We start from the raw sequence: 20839 nt of genomic DNA on the forward strand, positions 1-20839 counted from the left end.
TAATTCGTTTTCACCAGCCGCATCGACAAAAGTATCTATAATGTCTGAAGAAACACAATCGCTATTGATTAAAATTATATTTGTCTCAATGCCTATTTCACATAAACAATCATATAACGCATCTAAATTTTTTCCATAGTATTCAGGAAAATCTAATGCCTCTTTTAAATAATCTTGCCCATCCTTTTTAATTAATCTTCCATCAAGTTCCATTTTAAACCTCTTTAAATGTATTATAGTGATCGGCAGTATAATAAACCTTGAAATCACCAGTATTATAAACTATTCTTTCTGCTCCGCGACTAGTTCCGTTTGCATTAATATCACATTCTATGTATTTAGAATCACTGTCCGGGAGCACATGTTGTCTATTGGTAAATGTGTCTCCGCCTATACTTTTTCCCGGAGCATATTTTTTAAGCGGTCCACCTTCCCATCCCAGGTCGCGTGCTTGTTTTTTGGTAATATAATTGCTTGGAAGCTTGTGGTACTCTTTAATATAAGCTGCTACCTCATCCACCGTACAGTATTGACCATCTTCAGTTACATTAACATTGCCTGAAGAATCAGAATCTCCATGCTTAAAAAAGTCAAAAAATCCTGCACTTACAGATCCTATTAGGAACAATGAAATAATCAATGCAAGGATAAATACAATTTTTTTATTCATTTTATCAGCTCAATATAGTCTTTAATAGCATCTTTATAACTTCTAAGTGGTTCAAACCCACTTTCAATCCATTTTTTATTTTCCAATACAGAATAATGTGGTCTTGGAGCCGGTCTTGCAAATTCAGATGCCGTTACCGGGATGACTTTTACATCTTTACCTGCGAGTTCAAATATGTATCTTGCAAATTCACACCAGGAACAGCTTTCGGAGTTAGTAATATGATAGATTCCATAGTAGTCAGTTTCAATTAACTGTGAAATAGCTTTAGCTAAATCCGGAGTATATGTAGGTGTTCCAACCTCATCATAAACGACAGTGATTTCAGAATGATTTTTAGCTAATTCCAACATGGTTTTTGGAAAATTTCCCCCATTAATTCCATATAGCCATGCAGTACGAATTATAAAAAATTTATCCAAAATCTCTAAAATGGCTTCCTCTCCCTTAAGTTTACTTTTTCCATAAACACTAATTGGGCCTATTTCATCGTCTTCCACCCACGGTCTTGTATTTTCACCATTGAAAACATAATCAGTACTGATATGAACTAATGGGCAATCGATTTCACTGCATCCAAGCGCTAAATTCCTAACACCTTCGCCATTAATATCATATGCTGTTTCTTGGTTTTCCTCGCAGCCATCAACATTAGTATATGCGGCTGAATTAATAACAATGTCCGGTTTGTTTTCACTTATAAATTCAATAACATGATTTTTATCAGTTATATCTAATGATTTAGAAGTTGTAAGGATTAAATCATGATTATCATTTAAAACTTCAATCAAATCGTGCCCTAACATTCCATTTGAACCTGTAATCAAAATTTTCATAATTACCACTTAAAAGATTAATATATGTTAAAATATATATTATACTTAATATTTAAAAGAAGGGAGTTAGAATTATGAAAGTGTGTATTATTGGTCAGGGCTATATTGGTCTTCCAACAGCAGCTCTTTTTACAAGAAACCACTGCGAAGTAGTCGGTGTGGATGTTAATGAAGAAATTGTTAATAAGTTAAACAAAGGAATTATTCACATCGAAGAGCCAGGAATTTCCGAAATAATTAAAAATGCAGTTCATAATAAAGTATACAAAGCCTCACTAACTCCTGAAAAAGCTGATGCATTTATTATAACTGTTCCAACCCCATATATTATCGAAAATTATAGCTGTGATTTGAGTTATGTCGTAAGTGCATGTGAATCCATTCTTCCATATTTAGAAAAGGGAAATACGGTAATCATTGAATCAACAATAGCTCCAATGTCAACTGATGAAACCATAAAGCCCATTTTTGAAAAGGCAGGTTTTGTAATTGGTAAAGATTTGTATTTAGCACATTGCCCTGAAAGGGTTCTGCCGGGGAAAATCTTGAAAGAATTAGTTCATAATGATAGAATAATCGGTGGAATAACACCTGAATGCTCTAAAAAAGCCAGGGAAGTCTATGGTCAATTTGTTGAAGGAAACATAATGTTGACTGAAGCTAAAACTGCAGAATTATCGAAATGCATGGAAAATACGTTTAGGGATGTTAACATTGCGCTTGCTAATGAACTTGCAAAAATTTGTGCCGAAATTGGTGTTAATGCATTGGATGTGATAAAAATGGCAAATAAACATCCAAGAGTTAACTTACACTCCCCAGGCCCCGGAGTTGGAGGGCACTGCCTTGCAATTGATCCGTACTTCATTTATGCAAAGGCTCCTGAAACAGCAAAAATTATCAAATTAGCACGGGATACAAATAATTCAATGCCTGATTTTGTCTGTGAAAATGTTAAAAAAATCATTTCAAAGGGTAAAATTGCAATATTTGGAGTTTCATATAAGGGAAATACGGGGGATGATAGAGAAAGCCCAGCTTATGAAATTATAGCAAAATTAAAACAGGACGGCTTTGACATTGCCATTCATGATCCCCATATAAAAAATGATAATTATCTAAGTTTCGATGAAGCTACAAAAGATGCTGATTTAATTTTAATTCTATGTGACCATAATGAATTCAAATACCTAAATTATAGCCTAATTTCTAAAAACATGAAAAAACCGATAATATTTGATACAAAAAATATAATCAATGAAGTTCCAAAGGAAATTACATTATATAATTATGGGAACTTATATGAGCTATATAATCAAAATGATGTTTAAAATATTATACCAATAGATTAAATAATAAATATGGTTAATAATGTTGATTTGACATCCAATCCAAAGAAGCATTTTGGAAATTATCTAAACTATTTAAAAATCAATAATTTGATCTGGTTCTATCTGATTGCCGTTCCATGCTTTTAAGCTACTCCATTCAGCAGCAGGAGAAGTCCAAAAGTCATCATTCGCATCCAAACCCAATGCCAAAAATACTGCACAGCATAAATAGATGTTACCGTTAGTAATATTCTTTTCTGAAATACTGTCCTGAGAGCCGTTTAAGCCAATGACCAACCATCCTGAACCAAAGTTTTGATTGCCGTGGAATTGTCTCATTAAAACTTTTGTTAATGCGGATCTAACTTGAGCCGGATTAATATTTCTTGGTAAAATCTTAAGAAGGGCCGCTTGAGACAACAAATGAAAAACTCCGCAACGGTAAGAAATGGCATTGCCCACAATAGGATAAGTTCCTTCAGGTGAAATTGTTCTTTCAAGTTGGGCGGACAATCTGGATGACCTCATCAACTGTACATCTAAAAATTCGCCTTCAGAAAGACCATATTTTCTCATTACTCTTAAAATATCATTTAGCATAGGGTGAATAAACATGCTATTGAAGTAATTTGATTCAAAAGATTTGCCATCACAATAAATTGCGTCTCCCAAATAATATTCATCTCTAAATTTTTGAATACCATAAGACAGACGTTCCTTATCGCATTCGCCTGTAAATTCCAAGAGTGCGGCTTCAATCATGGCAGTGTATAATAGCCAATGATTCTCATATGGTGCGATTTCTCTTGTCTTTTTAAGATTATCAGTAATTATGGCTTGAACGCCCATTGGCAAATTAAGCCAAACCTGATTTTTGGCCCTAAGTAAACCTTGAGCAAATAAAGCAACTTCAACTAAAGATTGTTTAGGTTCTATAATGAATAAATGATCATTGCCATTTGGATCGACAGCATTTCTAATAGCTTTTAACGTCAGGTTAATATATCTTGTTCTTAATTGACCTTCTTCAGTAGCACCAGGTCCTAATTCCAGCCAAGGAGCTATTCCATTAAAAATACGTGAAAATGCCTCGAGATATACAAACTTACTATTTTCTGGAGTATTTGACATTACAGGCATTTTTTTCTTAAGTGAGCCATTAGCCAGACTATTTAAAACTGGATAAGCTATTTTCTGTAATGTTGATATCCAAAAAACCCTATCCTCCCAGATTGAAGGTTCTTCCTCTACAACAGGTTCTTCCTTTTTTTTAAATCTTTTAAAAATTGAGTTGCTCATGAAATATAATATGTTAAACATAATATATAAATCTCCAAAAAAATGAATTTTTAAAAAATAAAAAGAGTTTATATATTTTATTAAACAAAATACTTATCATTATTAAGAGGTTGAAAATATGCCAACAATGTCAGAAAAAATATTAGCTAGAGCATCAGGAAAAGACAGTGTAGAAGCTGGAGATATTGTAATAGCAAATATTGATATAGCTATGACTCATGATTTAACCGGACCTCTTTCAGTGGAATCTTTTGAAAAAATAGGAGCTGAAAAAGTTTGGGATTCTGCAAAGATTGTTATTCCATTTGACCATCAAGTTCCAGCCGATTCAATTGACTCTGCGAATAATCATATTGTTATGAGAAATTTTGTAAAAAAACAAGGAATCGAAAATTTTTATGATGTGAATGCAGGTGTCTGTCACCAAATTCTTCCGGAATTAGGTCATGTTGTACCTGGAGAAGTAATCGTAGGTGCGGATTCACATACTTGCACACATGGCGCATTGGGTGCTTTTTCTACCGGTATCGGATCCACCGATATGGCTATGGTATTTGCTGAAGGTAACTTATGGTTTAAAGTTCCTGAAACAAATAGATTCAACATCAACGGTGAGCTAAAAGAAAATGTATATGCAAAAGATGTTATTTTAAATATTATTGGCCAAGTGGGTGCAGATGGTTCAACCTACAAGGCATGTGAATTTGCAGGGGAGACCATTTCAGATATGAGCGTTTCAGATAGAATGGTTCTAACCAACATGGCTATTGAAATGGGAGGAAAGACAGGTTTGGTAGAGCCTGACCAAAAAACAATAGATTATGTTGAAAGGCGCTCTAATAAACCATACAAAGTATTTAAAACAGATTTAGATTCCTCATCCCTTAACATAATTGATATTGATGTAAGTGATTTGGAACCCCAGGTAGCATGCCCCCATAATGTTGATAATGTAAAACCTGTAAGTGAAATTGACCAGGAAATTGACCAAGTGTTTATCGGTTCATGTACTAATGGTAGAATTAGCGATTTAAGAGATGCTGCAAAAATTCTAAAAGGAAAACAGATAGCTAAAGGAACCAGAATGCTAGTAATACCGGCATCCAAAGAAGTTTATTCAAAAGCGCTTGATGAAGGATTAATTAGAATATTTATTGATGCGGGAGCCCTTGTATCTGCTCCATGTTGCGGTCCATGTCTCGGAGGGCATACAGGAATTATCGGACCTGGAGAAGTAAGTCTTTCAACCTCAAACAGAAACTTTAAAGGCAGGCAAGGTTCACCTGATGGAAAAGTGTTTTTATCCTCTGCCGCTGTTGCTGCTGCTTCAGCGATTGAAGGAAAAATTGTGGCTCCGGAGTGAAATAATGAAAGGAACAGCATGGAAATTTGGAAATGACATTGATACTGATATTATCATTCCTGGAAGATATTTGATTTATACAGATGAAGAAAGACTATCCCAACACTGTATGGAAGGTGTGGATGATAAATTCAATGAAAAATGTAATAAAGGAGATTTTATTGTAGCTGGAAGGAATTTCGGCTGTGGCTCTTCAAGAGAACATGCCCCCATAGCTCTTAAAGGAGTTGGAGTCGCAGCTGTAATAGCTGAATCCTTCGCAAGAATTTTTTATAGAAATGCTACAAATGTAGGCATACCTCTTCTAGAAGCTCCAGGAATTACAAAAATTGTAGAAGATGGGGATGAAATTGAAGTGGATATGGAAAACGGAACAATAACTTCAATGAATGGAGAAACAATAACATTTAAAAAATTGCCTCCATTTATGTTAGAAATATTGGAACAAGGTGGGTTAATTGAGTACCTCAAGAACAAAAGATAAATATAATATTGCCGTTATTCCAGGGGATGGAATCGGTAAAGAAGTTATGCAAGCAACAATATCCGTATTAGATGAGTTAGATATTGACTTTGATTATGTTTATGGTGAAGCTGGAGATGAATGTGGTGAAAAAACAGGAACTCCGCTTCCTAAAGAGACTTTGGATATTATTAGAAATGCAGACGCATGTTTATTTGGTGCCGCTGGTGAAAGTGCGGCTGACGTTATTGTTAAAATACGTCAGGAAATGAAAATGTTTGCAAACCTAAGACCAATTAAATCTTATCCTAATACTAATGCATTATTTGATGATGTTGACTTTATGATTGTGCGTGAAAATACCGAAGGGTTATACATCGCAAATCAAGAAAAATTGACTGAAGATGGTGCGATTGCCAAACGTATTATTACAAAAAAAGCTGAAAAACGTATCATTGACTATGCTTTTGATTATGCAAGAGATAATAATAAAAGCAAAGTCACTGCGGTTCATAAAGCCAATGTATTAAAGAAAAGTGATGGATTATTTAAAAAAATATTCTACGAAGAAGCTGAAAATTATCCTGAGATTGAAACCGAAGATTTTTATGTTGATGCAACAGCAATGTATCTTATAACACAGCCACAAAACTTTGAAGTGATAGTCACAACTAATCTGTTTGGAGATATCTTATCTGATGAAGGCGCCGGACTTGTTGGAGGGCTGGGTTTAATACCATCAGCAAATATCGGTAAGGATGGAGCATTGTTTGAACCCGTGCACGGTTCTGCACCAGACATTGCAGGTGAAGGAAAAGCAAATCCGATTGCAATGATGCTTTCAGCAATTATGATGTTAAGATATATTGGTGAAAATGATGCAGCTGATAAATTTGATGCCGCCATTTTAAAAGTGCTTGATGAAGGAAAAACCTTAACAAGTGATTTAGGTGGTTCTGCAAGTACTATGGAAGTGGCTGAAGCTATTAAAAATAATTTATAAATAATGGAGAATAAAAATATGAATTCTAAAAAATTAACAAAAATGCAATTAGCAGCACTGTTTATCATATTCATTATGGTAATAAGTGGGGTAGCAGGATTTATACTTTTAGTATTGAGATAAACTTAAAGGAGATGGAAAAATGGTAAAATATGAAATAGCAGCAGTAGTTGCTGAATTTAATTATGATATAACACAGATGATGTTAGAATTAGCTAGAGCAGAAGCTAAAAATAGAGATTGTGAAATTACTAAAGTGGTAGCTGTTCCTGGTGTATTCGATATGCCACTCGTAATTAAAAAATTATTACAAAAAGGAGAATATGATGCTATAATCACTTTAGGTGCCGTGATTGAAGGCGCAACTGACCACGATCAAATTGTGGCACAACATGCATCACGTAAAATTGCGGATTTAGCATTGGAATATGACACTCCAGTTGCTTTAGGTATTACTGGTCCTGGAATGACTAGAATTGATGCACACAGACGTGTTAAAAACGCGAAAAGTGCAGTTGAAGCAGCTATTAAAATGTGTGACAGATTAAAAGAAATTTAGTGATTGGATGGAAATTCTTAAACCCAATGAATTAAAAGAAAAATTTAATAATCCTTGGATTGCACCATACCAAAAAGTTTTGACTATGGTAGATGGTGACAAAGTCGAAATTGTCGAATACCATCCCTGCATATCTGGATCTCACTGGCTGTTAAACCAATACCGCAATAATTCTGAACTAATCGATTCAGCTTATCGGGACGGAAACAAACATGTCTACTCCTGTCATGTTGGTTCCAGTCCTCTTGATTTGAAAGCTAGTTTTAACGCTGCAGGAATAGATGAGATTATAGTTGATGGTGATGAAGTCAAAGTAACTCATGCCGGACTTGCAGGAGCCGGTGTAGGTGCTGGAATGTGTAGAGGAATGGGTGAAGGTGTTAAATACATCGAACTTATTGAAACTGGAGGAGGTTCAAAAGTAGGAAAAGCTACTGTTGTGACTCCAAAACTTCAGAAAATTGTTATTGGTGTAGATGATACCGATACAAAAGATGCTGGAGCTACATGGACAATGGCTCATAACCTGGGTGTTGAGCTTGCTAGTGAAGGATTTGAATATCTAGACCATATTATTGTCCAATTATACCCACATAACCCACACAAAACTCAAAATTGTGTATCTATTGCTCTTACCTTTGCTGTTGAAGAATCTAAAAAAGAAGATTTGATAAACAGAGTTATTGAAATTCTTAAAAGGGATACCCTATCCGATAAAACCGCAATAGCTATCTTGGAAGGTCTTGACATTCCTGAAAAATTAAGGGAATATTCAATAGCTACAAAATCCGGAATGATGGATGTTGAAACTGCAGAATCTGTTGCAAAAGAATTAGACATTCCATTAATTGCTGTAACAGGCGAGCAAGGTAAAGTTGGTGCTCTTGCAGCACTTGGACTTTATAATGATGTAGAAGAAGCAGTTAAAGCTTATGACAAAAAATAATCTAAGAATCCAATTTCTTAGATTTTACTTACTATTTTTTTCAAAATCAAAATTCAAGAAGTTGCCGCGGTCACTTTTCAAAAACTGTTTAATTGAAGTGGAATTCGTATCCTTAAAGATTATCCTAACATCATGATTTTCATATGTGAAATTAGTGTTATTTGTACAGTTTAACGAGCTTACAGGCTCATCATTAACTGCAATATAATATGTGGAACCGTTATTAAAGATACCGTCTGACTCGGCAATGGAAACATTATCAACTATAACTTCAAAGGTTGATGCATTAACATTTCTTGAATATACAACAAAGTTTTCAGTTAATGTAGTGTTATTATTATCATAATCATGAGATATCATAGTGCCTGCAAAGATGCTTTTTAAACGGGTGTCTTGAATAATATCCTCTGACTCAACATTAAGTGCTTTTTTAACCTCAAGCGGCAATCTGAGTGTGTTTGGCTCACCAGGCCTTGTTTCATTAATAGTATAAATTTCACTTTTTATCTTAATGGTATCGTTAATTTTAATACCTAATGTCATCATTGCCTCGGAAGGCATACGGATTTCGCCGGATTCATTTTCAATTGCCGTATCAATTGTATATGGGCCTCTAACAGAAATTGAATTGTCAGTTGGTGTATCATCAGCATAGATAATTAAATTTCTTGAATTGGGTTCGATAGATAAAACACCATTTTCAAAATGTGCCGCTCCAATAAATGTTGAAATCATCAACAACAACACAATTATTGAAATAATCATTGGGAAATGTATTTTAATAAAAGATTTCAATAAATTACCTTTTGGTTTCTTTCTAAACATCGCAATAGATTTTATAATGACTTTAATGATATAGTAAATAGCTATAATCAGTCCTACAATGGAAATTAAAACTCCCAATGCAAGAGGAACCTGTTTTACAAAAAATATTGTAAATAAACCAAGAATAACAAATGTTAAACCTACAATTGACATACGAATATAATATCCTATGTCATCAATCATTATAACTCTGCCATACTTGTTAGCGCGGCTTATGATTGTTCTTACAACCTCGTTTGCCATCATGTTCAAATCAGAAAGAGGAGACATGTCATGTTGTATTGCACCAATGTCCACTTCCATGATGGATATTCCAAGTACATCAGCGTCAATAACTATCCCTACATCAACACCATAATCTTTTTCAAAATTAATTTTCTTCAATACTTCCTTGCGTGCTGCAAACTGACCGCTTAAAGGCTGTTCAAATGAAATTTCAGGGAAGAAAAAGTTCAATAAGGGCTTAGCGGTAAGTTCAGTTACACGTCCGCTTTCGCGAGCAAATTTAGTTTTGGTGATTTCGGCTTTTCCAAGTAAAATCGGTTTAATAATAGCCTCCACCTTTCTTGAAGTCAGATTATAAATGTCTGCATCAATGAAAGCTATAATATCACATTCAGCCTTTTGATATCCGGTATATAATGCCTGACCTTTACCCTTATTTGTTTCATGATTAATGACGATGGCTCCGGCTTTAATGGCTTCTGCTTCCGTATTGTCTGTTGATCCGTCATTAACAACGATGATTTCATCTACAAACGATACATTTTTCACTACCTCAATCACTTTAGCTACAGTATCCTCCTCATTGTAGGCCGGAATAATCACTGAAACCTTTTGATATTTTTTAGGTTTTTGCGTTTTAATACCTGCAAGCAAAAATGCAATTAGTACAAAAAACCAATACACTTAAAATTCACCATTTAAAAGTTTAATTATTAATATTTTGTTTTTTAAGTAGTATAAATATTATTACCTCCAAAGTATAATTTTACAATGTGAAGAAATAAAAAAAATTAATTTAAGGTAATTCAATGATAACCCAAACACTTGAAAACGAATTGAACTTAACCGATTGGCAAGTAAAAAAAGTAATCAAATTAATCGATGATGGAAATACAATACCGTTCATTGCAAGATATAGAAAAGATGTCACAGGTTCTTTAAATGATGAAACACTAAGAAAATTTGACGAAAGACTGAAGTATCTTAGAAATTTGGAAGAAAAAAAAGAAAAAGTCATCAATAGAATTGATGAACTTGGAAAACTCACAGATGATTTGAAAAATAGGATATTGAATGCAAAAACACAAGTTGAACTTGAGGATTTATATCGTCCATATAAAAGTAAAAAACGGACAAAAGCAACGGTTGCACGTGAAAGGGGCCTTGGTGGACTGGCTGAAATAATTTTGGCCCAAGATGTAAAGGAAAGTGTTAAAAAAATAGCTAAGAATTATATTAGTGATGAAGTTAAAACACCTAAAGAAGCTATTGAAGGCGCAAAAGATATAATTGCTGAGGTGATTTCCGATAATTCCGAGTTTAGAAAAAAGATAAGACAGAATACATTTTTTACAGGTCAGATTCAGACAAAAGCAAAAGACAAGGAATCAAGTACGGAATATGAAATCTACTATAATTACACTGAAGATTTGAGAAGGATTCCTCCCCATAGAATTTTAGCAATAAACAGAGCTGAAAAAGAGGGGATTATTAAAGGAAAAATCGTCTGTGAAACAGATGAAATCATAAAATATCTTAACAGACACGTTCTAAAAAACATCTCAGACATTCCTGAAAAAATTGAGTATAACAAATTTACAACCCCAATAATCAAGGACTGTGTTGAAGATTCATATAAACGATTAATTTCACCTGCAATTGAAAGGGAAATAAGAAACTACCTAACCGAAAAGGCTGAGGAAAAATCAATTGAAGTATTTGCAAAAAACTTAAATCAGCTGTTAATGGAAAGTCCATTAGTGGGAAAGACTATTCTCGGTTGGGATCCTGCCTTTAGAACAGGTTGTAAACTAGCCATTATTGATGAAACTGGAAAAGTGCTTGATACCGCATTGATATATCCAACGGAACCCCAAAATAAAGTTAAAGAATCTATTAAAACTGTCAGAGAACTAATTGATAAATATAATATTAATGTAATAGCTATTGGAAACGGTACGGCATCAAGAGAGTCTGAAGAGATTGTAGCCGAAACAATAAAAGGAACAAAAGTTGAATACATAATCGTTAATGAAGCGGGAGCTTCCGTCTATTCAGCTTCAAAACTGGCTGATGAAGAATTTCCGGATTTCACAGAAGGTGAGAGAAGTGCCGTTTCAATTGCAAGAAGACTTCAAGACCCATTGGCTGAACTCGTTAAAATTGACCCGAAATCCATTGGAGTTGGCCAATATCAGCACGATATGAATCAAAAACAACTGTCTGAAACATTAACAGGGGTTGTTGAAAAAGTAGTAAATGAAGTTGGAGTTGACCTAAACACGGCATCATACAGCCTTTTAAACTACATTTCAGGAATTGGAAATGCTACCGCAAAAAACATCATAAGTTACAGAGAGGAAAACGGAAGTTTTACCAATAGAAAAGAGCTGTTGAACGTCAAAAAATTAGGTAAAAAAACATATGAACAATGCGCCGGCTTTGTAAAAATAGATAACCCTGCCTATCCTTTGGACAATACCACAATTCATCCGGAGTCTTACGGCGCAACATACAAACTGTTAGAAAAAATAAATTGTTCAGCCGAAGATATCGGTTCCAAATCCCTTAAATTGGACAACATTAACCTTGAAGAGATATCTGAAGAATTGGATATTGGTATTGAAACCCTAAAAGACATTGTTAAAGAGCTTAAAAAGCCGGGGCGTGACCCCCGTGAAGATATGCCAAAGCCTATTTTGAGAAAAAATGTTTTATCTATTGATGATCTGGAAGTTGGAATGATAATGCAGGGAACTGTTCGAAATATTGTTGATTTTGGTGCTTTTGTCGATATTGGAGTTCATCAGGATGGATTGGTCCATATATCACAGTTGGTAGCTGATAAATATGTAAAACACCCATTGGACATTGTAAGCGTTGGAGATATTGTTGACGTTAAAGTCTTGGATATTGATTTGAAAAGAAATAGAATTCAATTGTCTATGATACTTTAATATATTTTAAAATAAAAATTATATTGTGAAGAAATAATTTATTTTAGAAGGGATTTTTTAATGACACCAAAGATAATGATAATTCTTGGAAGTGGTTCTGACATTGCCATTGCGGAAAAAAGCATGGACATCTTGGACAAACTTGAAATACCATACAGTTTAAAAATTGCATCCGCCCATAGAACTCCAAATCTAGTTCGTGAAATTGTCAGCCAAGGTACGGATGCGGGAATCGAAGTGTTTATTGGAATTGCAGGTTTGGCTGCACACTTGCCGGGTTCGATTGCTGCCTATACACGCAGACCTGTGATTGGAGTGCCGGTTGATGTGAAAACTGGTGGAATCGATGCGTTACACTCAGTTGTACAGATGCCATATCCTTCCCCTATTGCGACTGTAGGGATTGATAGGGGAGATAATGCCGCGATACTTGCCGCCCAATTCCTTGCAATCCACGATGAAGAACTTCGCCGAAAAATAATTAACTTAAGAAAAGATTATGCTGAAAAAGTCAAATCAAGTAATGAGGAAATAGTTCAAAAGATTGATAGGAAATTCATCCGAAATGACTTTTTGAGAATTAAAAATATGGAAATAAACAAAGTTGAAGTAGATGAGGACGCCATTAATCAGTGCAAAAACCAGGACGCGGAAGTGGCAATAATTGTCGGAAGACAAACCGATATGGCAACCGCAAAAAACGTTGGGGTAATCCTAGACAGGCTTAAAATCAGCTATGATACAAAAGTTGTCTGTCCAATAAGATCCACTAGAAAATTTACCAATTATGTAAAATGCATGAAAAACGTGAAAATATTCATTGGAATCAGCTCCAACTCCTCACAGGTGACAGGTGGAATCGTAGGCCTTACCGACAGGCCGGTCATAGGAGTCCCTTGTACCAATGAAAACGGCGATAATTACATGCTCACTACAGTTAATATGCCGCCGGGTGTGCCTGTTGCAACTGTTGGAATAAACAACGGTAAAAATGCTGCAGTTCTCGCAGGAGAAATCCTTTCAATCAAAAATCCAAACATGACAGAGCTATTAGATAAACTAAAAGACAAAAAAATTAACTTATAGTGATAATATGAACATCAAAGATGAAAACATAATCGAGATTACAGATGAACTTTCATCTGAATATGAAGTTTCAAAGGTATTGAGGCAATATCCTAAAGACACCCTCATTATCAAAAATGTAAAAGGACATGATATTCCAATAATTACCGGAATCTGCAATACACGTGAAAAAATAGCCAGATCAATAAATTGTGAAGTTTCTGAAATTACCGAAAAAATTATAGAGGCTATGGAAAAACCAGTTAAAGTGGATAAATTTACTGATTTTTCCGAATATGATACATTGGACATTGATTTGGATAAGATTCCTATTTTAACACATTACAAAAGAGATGGTGGAGCATATATCACTGCGGGTGTTGTCTTTGCACGTGACCCCGAAACTGGAATCCAAAATGCTTCAATCCACAGAATGATGGTTTTAGACAACAAAAGACTCGTCATCAGAATTGTTCCAAGAAATCTCTATACCTATTTCCAAAATGCTCAAAAAGCAGGTGAAGATTTAGAAATTGCCATAGCAATCGGAATGGACCCTGCAATTTTACTTGCAAGCACCACTTCAATCCCAATCGATTATAATGAAATGGAAGTGGCCAATGCATTTAAAAATGGAGAACTAACATTAATAAAATGCGGTGATTTGGAAGTTCCTGAAGCCGACATTATTTTGCAGGGAAAAATATCCGTGACAGAAACAGTGGCTGAAGGTCCTTTTGTTGATTTGACCGACACTTATGACATTATCCGTGACCAACCAATCATAAATCTGGAAAAAATGCATATAAAAAAGGACAATCCATATTATCATGCAATTGTTCCTGCAGGATTTGAACATAAGCTGTTACAGGGTCTTCCACAAGAACCAAGAATATTCAAAGCCGTTAAAAATGCAGTTCCTACAGTTGAAAATGTTGTTTTGACTGAAGGAGGTTGCTGCTGGTTACATTCAGTAATATCCATCAATAAACAAACTGAAGGCGATGGAAAAAATGCCATTATGGCCGCATTGTCCGCTCACCCTTCACTCAAGCATTGTGTTGTTGTAGACACTGATGTTAATGTGTTTGATGCTGAAGATGTAGAATATGCAATAGCTACCCGCGTTAAAGGTGACAGAGACATTATGATTGTTCCGAACGTGCGCGGATCATCCCTTGACCCAGTAGCTGAAAGTGATGGAACAACTACAAAAATAGGTGTGGATGCAACAAAATCACTTAAAACCCTAGAAAAATTCGAAAGAGTTAGTTTTGGAGAATAAACCAACTCTCTATTTATTATTTTTTTGTTAATGCCATTCTATTTTTCTGCAATGTAGAATGCTGTTCGTTTGCCTGTTCTGATAGATGAAACAGGATTAAAGCCATTTTTTGCAAACAAATTCTCCATCTCCCTTAAACCATAAATATGATAATCGCCCGAATCCGAAAATCTCAACACCACATTCATAAGCCCCCTGATGCCTGTCGGAATATAAGGGTCTCCAATCAAAACTTTTCCGCCATCCCTTAAAACACGATGCATTTCCTCAAGGACTGTATTCGGATGGATATAGTGATGAAATGAAGCATTGCAGACGACAATGTCAAATGTATCATCAGAAAAGGGAAGCCTTTCGGCATCGGCAACATTAAAAGAGGCTTTTGCTTTACAATTGTTTTTTGCCTCAATAATCATGTTTTCCGAAAAATCGACTCCGAACAATTCGTATCTGCCGTCCGGCAGGAATGTAAACAGGTTTCCGTTTCCGCAACCGACGTCAAGAATCTTTCCTAACTGTGACTTTAGGATTTCATCCACTAGGACATCATACATGCCCTGGACAAATTTGCCGTCATCCGAGCTGTTATAATTGCTGGCTGTTTGATTAAAATGCTGTTTGGTTTTTTCCTTTGAATTCATAATCATTACTCCCCCAAGTTGATTGACAATATAATTTAGGGGAATTAAATATAAATGGCTATTTGGCGATGATTTCAAGATGCAAAATGGCTTCAGTGAAATGCGAAAAACATTCATTGAAAGTTTGAAATATTGCTTTGAATATTCCATCAGAAAAGACTCATTTCAAACACTATTAAATTTTCCTTAAAATATCTATTAAATACTCCATTTCTTCTTTGAAAAATTTTGTGAGGACATCATTTCTATCCCTAAATTTGGGGGCAGGTTTCCTCAAAATCCATGAATTCAACCCCAAAATTACCCATTATCCTCACCAATTCCGAGGACATGAAAATTTATCAAAAAAAAACACCCTGAACTTCCTCACCGTTAAATATTTCCCAAATGAATATTCTCGATTCCCTTGTCAATGGCTATCTCCTTTGCCCTGTACAATGTTTCGGGATTTGTAGGTGAAATGTCTCCCATTTTATAATAGGGAAACGCCCTTGAAAAATGCAATGGAACTTCAGGACCCAATTCATTTACAACAAAATCACACAGTAGATTGATTTCATCAATTGAATCATTATAATCATTAATGATTAAATTAGTAATCTCCAAATGCTTGCCTTCAATATAAACCCTTTTTAAGTTGTCCAATACCACGTCCAAATCAGCGCCGCAGACTCTCTTATAAAAATCATGTGACATAGATTTCAGGTCTATGTTAAATGCATCGACAAACGTTAAGATCTCTTCAATGGACTGGTGTGAAAAATATCCGTTTGTTACATAGATGACTTTCAAGTTTTTGGATTTTGCCAAAAGAGAAGTTTTTCCGCTGAAAGGCAAGTGTATGGTAGGTTCATTATAGGTCCAAGCAATTGATTGGCAATCATAATTTATTGCATTTTCCACGATCGCTTCTGGCGTTATTTTAACCCCACGAATATTTTTATCATGTTCATGTGATATCATATAGTTCTGGCAATGCAAACATGTCATGTTACACCCAAAACCGCCTATCGAATATGTGAAGGTCCCAGGCAGAAAATGATGCAATGGCTTTTTTTCAATAGGGTCGGGACTCAAAGATGAAACGATGCCATAGCTGGTATCAAAAAGCTCTCCGTTGATGTTTTTGTGTTGTCTGCAGACTCCAACATTGCCATCGGCTATCTTGCAATAGTTCGCACAGATTTCACATCTAATCTTTTGGGTTTTGGAGCTTTTTTTGTAAAGGCTGTTATTCACAAACATAATGTTCATAACCCCTGTTTTCAATTGATTCAACGAAACCGTTTTCCAACGTGATTTCAACAACGTCCGAATCTGTCACTTCACCGATGACCCTGTAATCAATGTCCAAATATTTCAGCCTATCCTTTGGAATTGTAAACAACAGTTCAAAATCCTCTCCAACATGCAATACCAGGTCCAAATAGTTCAGGTCTAAATTTTCACAATATTGCCTGTATTCATCAGAGATGCCCAAAAGCTCCTCATATATCATGAATCCGAATAAGTCCCTTTTTATGTGATGCAGTTCGCTTGCAAGCCCATCAGTGATATCGGTTGCTGAAGTTGCACCTGATTTTCTCAATGCAATTCCTTCCTTGATTCTGGCCAGTGGCTTCAGGGCTTTCTTAACATAAACGTTATCCAAAACATCAAGGTTAAAACCAAGTGCCGCATGACCAATATCGCCCGTAACCGCAATGACGTCGCCGATGGAATAGGTATCCATCATTAACGGCCTGTCGCACAGGCCCAGTGCGGTTCCTGAAATTATTATCTCAGATGCCTCGTTGGTATCCCCACCAATCAAGGGAATCGAATAGTAATCGCAGGCACTCAAGACACCGTCAATGAGTTCCTTAAAGGAGTCCAAATCCAAATCTTTCGGAACTGCAATGGCAAGCAAAAATCCTAAAGGCTCGGCCCCCATTGCCGCAAGGTCACTGACATTGACCGTCACGACCTTAAAGCCCATGTCAAAATAGGACATGTTTTCGGGAAAATGCCTTGACTGGATTAGCATGTCACTGGTTGAAATTAAATTTGTAGAACCGAATTTTGTAATCGCCGTATCGTCCGGAGTGATTTCCTTTGAATTGGATATGATATATTTCACCAATTCCTTTTCTCCGATGTCTGAGACTTTAAGTGACATGAATATTAATATAAATTTCAAATTAAATAAATCTTAATAAAAAAAGTTAAAAAAAGGTTTCAGAACTACAAATTGTCTGAAACTCTATCCTTGATAATCTCAAATAAACGTGCGTCAATACCGATAGGGTCAGTCAAAACGATTTCCCCATCGAAATGGACTTCCTCTTCATCATGGTCGTGATGGTGGTGATGATGATGTCCATGACCGTGGTCATGATGGCCGTGATGGTGGTGATGATGACCTGAAACGGATTCCTCATCAAAGTCGCTCTCAATACCCAATAATTTTGGAATGTCCCTTTTAGTGTGAAGTCCATGGGCAATGAAAACTGGCACGACAATTATCTTTTCCAAATCGTTTTCGGAAGTTAATTTTTTAATAGTTTCGGGAATTCCAGGTTCTCTGATTTCCATGAATCCGTATTCCACAATAGCTTCTGGAAACTCTTCAAGATACATTTCTTTGTAAGCTTTAATTACTTCTTCCCCTTCAGGCAATCTGGAACCATGGGATAAAAGTAAAATTCCGGTTTTTTTATCATCCATAATAATCATCCTCAATATAATTAAATTCTAAGTTAAATTTTGTTAACTAATATTGAATAAATTTTTTTCGAAAAAAATATATGAAAAATTATAATTTTTCATTAACCATGTCAACTAAAATATCAATTAAAATGTCATCCGCTCCAATAGGTTCGGGATATAGTATTTCACCGTCAAAATCGACAGGTGTCAAATCATGTGAATGATCGTGGCCATGTCCATGGTCATGTGAATGCTCATGTTCATGTTCATGGGCTTCCAATAATCCTAAAATGTGTGGAATGTCATGAGTTGTATGCATTCCTGGAGCGATAAATACTGGTACGACAACCAATCTGTCAATCTCATTTTCAGCAGTTAATTTATTAATAGATTCAGGGATGCTGGGACCGCATAATTCCATAAATCCAAAACTAGATGGAAAATCTGTAGTTTTTTCGAATTTATTGTATAATGCTGTGGTAAATTCTTTGTTATAATTTAACCTGGATCCGTGTGATACAAGCAGAATTCCTGTTTTTGCATCGCCGTCAAGCTTGGAATCGGCTAAGGCTTCCTCAATTCTTTTGTCAATGATATCCAATAATTCATCGCGAGGCCCAATTGAACTTAATAATTCGATTTCACCATCAAATTCAACATCGTCGGCAATTGACAAATAATGTTCATCCGGATAATTTCCATCAGGACATCTCGGATCAACTTCCAAAGGCTCAAGGCCGAGTAAAGTCGGAATATCAATGTTTGTATGAATTCCCGGAGCTAAAAATACTGGAAGAGCTATGATCTTATCCAAATCGTCGACTTCTCCTTTTAGGATTTCTACAGCTTCGGCAATGGACGGACTGGAAACCTTCATATATCCAATTTCTGTTGGAAGTCCTGTTGCTTTTATGAATTTATCTTTTATTTCAGTGAAGGTAACTTCCGCAAAAGGTAAGCTACTTCCATGGCTTACTAAGATAACAGCAACGTTATTTGATGACTTTGAATTTGTATCCATAGGAGATAACTCCATCTTCCCCGTCTTCTCTAATCTTTCTGAATACCATTTCTACTTCATCGCCAATTTCGATATCATCAACATCACAGTCAACGAGTTGTGATGTTAATTTTGCACCTTCCTCAAGTTCGATGACAGCTACAGCATAAGGAGCTGACTTTTTGAAATTGTCCGGCGCAGACCTGATAACTGAAAATGTGTGAATTTTTCCTTTGCCTGAAAATTGGAAAGGCTCAAGATTTCCTTTTCTCCTGCAGTTAGGACAAACTACACGAGATGGGAAGAATAATTCTCCACAGGTTGTACATTTTGAACCTATAAGATTGTATCTTTGTTGTATGTGACGCCATGTTCTTACAGTATCTGACATGTAAATCCTCCATATATTTTCTAATAAGTATACTTTCTAATCAATAATATAAATAAGTATTTTTTTTATTACTAATTATTTCAATTTCAAAAAAACGTATTAACATATATATGAAAAATCATACTGTCGCAGTTGAGAAATAAACTTATAAATTTTCTGCTAAAATCAGATTATGAAAATTGACTCTAAAGGTAATATAATAGTAGGAAGCGTTGCTATTTTAGCTATATCAATGTTATTAATATCCATTTTTATAATTACAAGTATAAATTATATAGAAAGCGAAAATATTGAATTAAAATCAAATAATAATTTTAAATACATTATCGATGACTATAGTAGAAATGTAGAAACTCTAGGAAGGGACTCAATAGCTGAAGCAACACAGAAAGTCTATAACGGGCTGCCTGTATACGACAGTGAAAAACAGATTAAAAAAAATTTGAACAAAAGATTAAACGAAAAAAATGAGGAATTTGAAAAAAAATACGGAGTGGAAATATCTTCAGAAGCCCTTTCGGTTGAAAACACCGATAGTCCCTGGGAAATTCTATTAAAAGTAAAATTAAACGTAAAAAAAGACAATATGAAATATACAAATATTATCAAAAGAAACACTTCGATTGAAGGTCTTAAAGACCCTCTGCCAATAGCTAAGCTAACAATAATGTCCGGGATCCTAACATACAATAATAAGATTCATTATAAAAATGCGATAGCCGGATATATGCTTTTACATCAGTTTAAATCTCCTGAATCATATATTGAAGCTACAGCACCATTATATATTAAGAAATGCCCCTACGACCCATATATTCACCACGGCGATCCGGGAGTACTCAAGGATTGTCTGGATAACGGCTATTTTCACGAGAGTGCTGATGGAAGCTGTTATCTATGCCGACTAGAAGGTAAAGGAAAATGTCCCCATTACGGTTTGGAAGTATTTATTCAGACACACACGCCAATAAATAACGAAACGTTATCCTGCTCTGACCATGTAGTATTTTCCGACCACTATTACGGTACCAAAATAGATGAAACGGATTTTAACAGCCTAATCTTGGACAATTCCCATAGGAAAAAATACGGGTTGGTTGAAAATGGACAATAAAGGGAACATTTCACTTGAAATTGCAATAATCCTGATAATATTAATTTTAATAACCGGAATTGCACTATCGTTAATTGAAACAGGCAACCAGAAAGCAGTAAGAAATATGATAAACGAACATGATGAGCTTTTAGTTGAAAGTGTCGTTGACAATTTAATAAACAATCCCGGAAACACC

At 35.2% G+C, this 20839-nt stretch carries 22 protein-coding genes; 11 read left to right on the forward strand and 11 right to left on the reverse strand.

Annotation, left to right across the window (positions count from 1 at the left end; genetic code table 11):
* From ACKI4K_RS06590 to rfbD, 3 genes are all read right to left on the reverse strand, one after another.
* Positions 1-213 (reverse strand): barstar family protein (locus ACKI4K_RS06590; protein ID WP_407423456.1); only part of this gene is annotated, 213 nt, incomplete at its 3' end.
* A 1-nt stretch (position 214) separates the two neighbouring features.
* Positions 215-670, reverse strand: coding sequence for a ribonuclease domain-containing protein (locus tag ACKI4K_RS06595; protein WP_407423458.1), 456 nt, complete (start codon positions 668-670; stop codon positions 215-217).
* Positions 667-1506 (reverse strand): dTDP-4-dehydrorhamnose reductase, encoded by an 840-nt coding sequence (rfbD, locus tag ACKI4K_RS06600; RefSeq protein ID WP_407423460.1) that lies wholly within the window; start codon positions 1504-1506, stop codon positions 667-669. The genes ACKI4K_RS06595 and rfbD overlap by 4 nt, the downstream gene beginning before the upstream one ends.
* 74 nt (positions 1507-1580) lie before the next feature.
* On the opposite strand from rfbD, the gene ACKI4K_RS06605 reads away from it, so the two are divergent.
* Positions 1581-2837, forward strand: coding sequence for a nucleotide sugar dehydrogenase (locus ACKI4K_RS06605; protein ID WP_407423462.1), 1257 nt, complete (start codon positions 1581-1583; stop codon positions 2835-2837).
* A gap of 93 nt (positions 2838-2930) precedes the next feature.
* On the opposite strand, the gene ACKI4K_RS06610 is transcribed toward ACKI4K_RS06605, so the two are convergent.
* Positions 2931-4136, reverse strand: a complete 1206-nt coding sequence (locus ACKI4K_RS06610; protein ID WP_407423464.1) for a DUF2264 domain-containing protein — start codon at positions 4134-4136, stop codon at positions 2931-2933.
* Positions 4137-4254: 118 nt separating this feature from the next.
* On the opposite strand from ACKI4K_RS06610, the gene hacA reads away from it, so the two are divergent.
* The 5 genes from hacA to mmp11 all read left to right on the forward strand — a co-directional run bounded on the left by hacA (position 4255) and on the right by mmp11 (position 8470).
* Positions 4255-5499 carry a homoaconitase large subunit gene (gene hacA, locus ACKI4K_RS06615; RefSeq protein ID WP_407423466.1) on the forward strand — a complete coding sequence of 415 codons (1245 nt, stop codon included), beginning with the start codon at positions 4255-4257 and terminating at the stop codon, positions 5497-5499.
* A 4-nt stretch (positions 5500-5503) separates the two neighbouring features.
* A complete protein-coding gene (locus tag ACKI4K_RS06620; protein WP_407423468.1) occupies positions 5504-5983 on the forward strand; it encodes a 3-isopropylmalate dehydratase small subunit in 480 nt (159 codons plus the stop codon).
* Positions 5958-6965, forward strand: a complete 1008-nt coding sequence (locus ACKI4K_RS06625) for an isocitrate/isopropylmalate family dehydrogenase (RefSeq protein WP_407423470.1) — start codon at positions 5958-5960, stop codon at positions 6963-6965. The genes ACKI4K_RS06620 and ACKI4K_RS06625 overlap by 26 nt, the downstream gene beginning before the upstream one ends.
* A gap of 142 nt (positions 6966-7107) precedes the next feature.
* Positions 7108-7524 carry a 6,7-dimethyl-8-ribityllumazine synthase gene (gene ribH / locus ACKI4K_RS06630; RefSeq protein WP_407423472.1) on the forward strand — a complete coding sequence of 139 codons (417 nt, stop codon included), beginning with the start codon at positions 7108-7110 and terminating at the stop codon, positions 7522-7524.
* Between the two features lie 7 nt (positions 7525-7531).
* Positions 7532-8470 (forward strand): methanogenesis marker protein 11, encoded by a 939-nt coding sequence (gene mmp11, locus ACKI4K_RS06635; protein ID WP_407423474.1) that lies wholly within the window; start codon positions 7532-7534, stop codon positions 8468-8470.
* A gap of 24 nt (positions 8471-8494) precedes the next feature.
* Here mmp11 and ACKI4K_RS06640 read toward each other — a convergent pair whose 3' ends face one another.
* On the reverse strand, positions 8495-10204 hold the full coding sequence (locus tag ACKI4K_RS06640) for a glycosyltransferase (RefSeq protein WP_407423476.1): 1710 nt from the start codon (positions 10202-10204) through the stop codon (positions 8495-8497).
* Between the two features lie 125 nt (positions 10205-10329).
* Between ACKI4K_RS06640 and ACKI4K_RS06645 the strand changes: the two genes are divergently transcribed.
* Genes ACKI4K_RS06645 through ACKI4K_RS06655 form a run of 3 tightly spaced genes read left to right on the forward strand, consistent with a single transcriptional unit; the run spans position 10330 to position 14827 of the window.
* Positions 10330-12477, forward strand: a complete 2148-nt coding sequence (locus ACKI4K_RS06645; protein ID WP_407423478.1) for a Tex family protein — start codon at positions 10330-10332, stop codon at positions 12475-12477.
* Positions 12478-12537: 60 nt separating this feature from the next.
* Positions 12538-13563: a 5-(carboxyamino)imidazole ribonucleotide mutase gene (gene purE, locus ACKI4K_RS06650; protein ID WP_407423479.1), complete on the forward strand. Its 1026-nt coding sequence runs from the start codon at positions 12538-12540 to the stop codon at positions 13561-13563.
* Between the two features lie 7 nt (positions 13564-13570).
* Positions 13571-14827: a UbiD family decarboxylase gene (locus ACKI4K_RS06655; protein ID WP_407423481.1), complete on the forward strand. Its 1257-nt coding sequence runs from the start codon at positions 13571-13573 to the stop codon at positions 14825-14827.
* A gap of 38 nt (positions 14828-14865) precedes the next feature.
* Here ACKI4K_RS06655 and ACKI4K_RS06660 read toward each other — a convergent pair whose 3' ends face one another.
* The 6 genes from ACKI4K_RS06660 to ACKI4K_RS06685 all read right to left on the reverse strand — a co-directional run bounded on the left by ACKI4K_RS06660 (position 14866) and on the right by ACKI4K_RS06685 (position 19547).
* Positions 14866-15468, reverse strand: coding sequence for a class I SAM-dependent methyltransferase (locus ACKI4K_RS06660; protein WP_407423483.1), 603 nt, complete (start codon positions 15466-15468; stop codon positions 14866-14868).
* Positions 15469-15840: 372 nt separating this feature from the next.
* Positions 15841-16713 carry an AmmeMemoRadiSam system radical SAM enzyme gene (gene amrS / locus ACKI4K_RS06665; RefSeq protein ID WP_407423497.1) on the reverse strand — a complete coding sequence of 291 codons (873 nt, stop codon included), beginning with the start codon at positions 16711-16713 and terminating at the stop codon, positions 15841-15843.
* Positions 16700-17626, reverse strand: a complete 927-nt coding sequence (thiL, locus tag ACKI4K_RS06670) for a thiamine-phosphate kinase (protein WP_407423485.1) — start codon at positions 17624-17626, stop codon at positions 16700-16702. Before thiL ends, amrS begins: the two co-directional genes overlap by 14 nt.
* Positions 17627-17691: 65 nt before the next feature.
* A complete protein-coding gene (gene cfbA, locus ACKI4K_RS06675) occupies positions 17692-18174 on the reverse strand; it encodes a sirohydrochlorin nickelochelatase (RefSeq protein ID WP_407423487.1) in 483 nt (160 codons plus the stop codon).
* A gap of 88 nt (positions 18175-18262) precedes the next feature.
* Complete coding sequence (gene cfbA / locus ACKI4K_RS06680; RefSeq protein WP_407423489.1) at positions 18263-19177, reverse strand: sirohydrochlorin nickelochelatase; 915 nt, start codon at positions 19175-19177, stop codon at positions 18263-18265.
* Entirely contained in the window at positions 19149-19547 is a 399-nt protein-coding gene (locus ACKI4K_RS06685; RefSeq protein WP_407423491.1) for a Zn-ribbon domain-containing OB-fold protein, read from the reverse strand. Before ACKI4K_RS06685 ends, cfbA (ACKI4K_RS06680) begins: the two co-directional genes overlap by 29 nt.
* Before the next feature lie 172 nt (positions 19548-19719).
* Between ACKI4K_RS06685 and ACKI4K_RS06690 the strand changes: the two genes are divergently transcribed.
* Complete coding sequence (locus tag ACKI4K_RS06690; RefSeq protein WP_407423493.1) at positions 19720-20661, forward strand: hypothetical protein; 942 nt, start codon at positions 19720-19722, stop codon at positions 20659-20661.
* The coding region (locus ACKI4K_RS06695) for a hypothetical protein (protein WP_407423495.1) at positions 20651-20839 on the forward strand (189 nt) is incomplete at its 3' end. The genes ACKI4K_RS06690 and ACKI4K_RS06695, both read left to right, overlap by 11 nt.

It is taken from the genome of Methanobrevibacter sp. (assembly GCF_045644645.1).
Classification (GTDB): domain Archaea; phylum Methanobacteriota; class Methanobacteria; order Methanobacteriales; family Methanobacteriaceae; genus Methanocatella.

What these genes read in the sequence shown, in the direction of transcription:
- ACKI4K_RS06620 (WP_407423468.1), top strand. Translation starts at nt 5,504, where the DNA reads ATGAAAGGAACAGCATGGAAATTTGGAAATGACATTGATACTGATATT.
- thiL (WP_407423485.1), bottom strand. Translation starts at nt 17,626, where the DNA reads ATGTCACTTAAAGTCTCAGACATCGGAGAAAAGGAATTGGTGAAATAT.
- ACKI4K_RS06605 (WP_407423462.1), top strand. Translation starts at nt 1,581, where the DNA reads ATGAAAGTGTGTATTATTGGTCAGGGCTATATTGGTCTTCCAACAGCA.
- ribH (WP_407423472.1), top strand. Translation starts at nt 7,108, where the DNA reads ATGGTAAAATATGAAATAGCAGCAGTAGTTGCTGAATTTAATTATGAT.
- ACKI4K_RS06685 (WP_407423491.1), bottom strand. Translation starts at nt 19,547, where the DNA reads ATGTCAGATACTGTAAGAACATGGCGTCACATACAACAAAGATACAAT.
- hacA (WP_407423466.1), top strand. Translation starts at nt 4,255, where the DNA reads ATGCCAACAATGTCAGAAAAAATATTAGCTAGAGCATCAGGAAAAGAC.
- ACKI4K_RS06595 (WP_407423458.1), bottom strand. Translation starts at nt 670, where the DNA reads ATGAATAAAAAAATTGTATTTATCCTTGCATTGATTATTTCATTGTTC.
- ACKI4K_RS06610 (WP_407423464.1), bottom strand. Translation starts at nt 4,136, where the DNA reads ATGAGCAACTCAATTTTTAAAAGATTTAAAAAAAAGGAAGAACCTGTT.
- cfbA (WP_407423489.1), bottom strand. Translation starts at nt 19,177, where the DNA reads ATGGATACAAATTCAAAGTCATCAAATAACGTTGCTGTTATCTTAGTA.
- purE (WP_407423479.1), top strand. Translation starts at nt 12,538, where the DNA reads ATGACACCAAAGATAATGATAATTCTTGGAAGTGGTTCTGACATTGCC.
- ACKI4K_RS06645 (WP_407423478.1), top strand. Translation starts at nt 10,330, where the DNA reads ATGATAACCCAAACACTTGAAAACGAATTGAACTTAACCGATTGGCAA.
- cfbA (WP_407423487.1), bottom strand. Translation starts at nt 18,174, where the DNA reads ATGGATGATAAAAAAACCGGAATTTTACTTTTATCCCATGGTTCCAGA.
- rfbD (WP_407423460.1), bottom strand. Translation starts at nt 1,506, where the DNA reads ATGAAAATTTTGATTACAGGTTCAAATGGAATGTTAGGGCACGATTTG.
- mmp11 (WP_407423474.1), top strand. Translation starts at nt 7,532, where the DNA reads ATGGAAATTCTTAAACCCAATGAATTAAAAGAAAAATTTAATAATCCT.
- ACKI4K_RS06690 (WP_407423493.1), top strand. Translation starts at nt 19,720, where the DNA reads ATGAAAATTGACTCTAAAGGTAATATAATAGTAGGAAGCGTTGCTATT.
- amrS (WP_407423497.1), bottom strand. Translation starts at nt 16,713, where the DNA reads ATGTTTGTGAATAACAGCCTTTACAAAAAAAGCTCCAAAACCCAAAAG.
- ACKI4K_RS06655 (WP_407423481.1), top strand. Translation starts at nt 13,571, where the DNA reads ATGAACATCAAAGATGAAAACATAATCGAGATTACAGATGAACTTTCA.
- ACKI4K_RS06660 (WP_407423483.1), bottom strand. Translation starts at nt 15,468, where the DNA reads ATGAATTCAAAGGAAAAAACCAAACAGCATTTTAATCAAACAGCCAGC.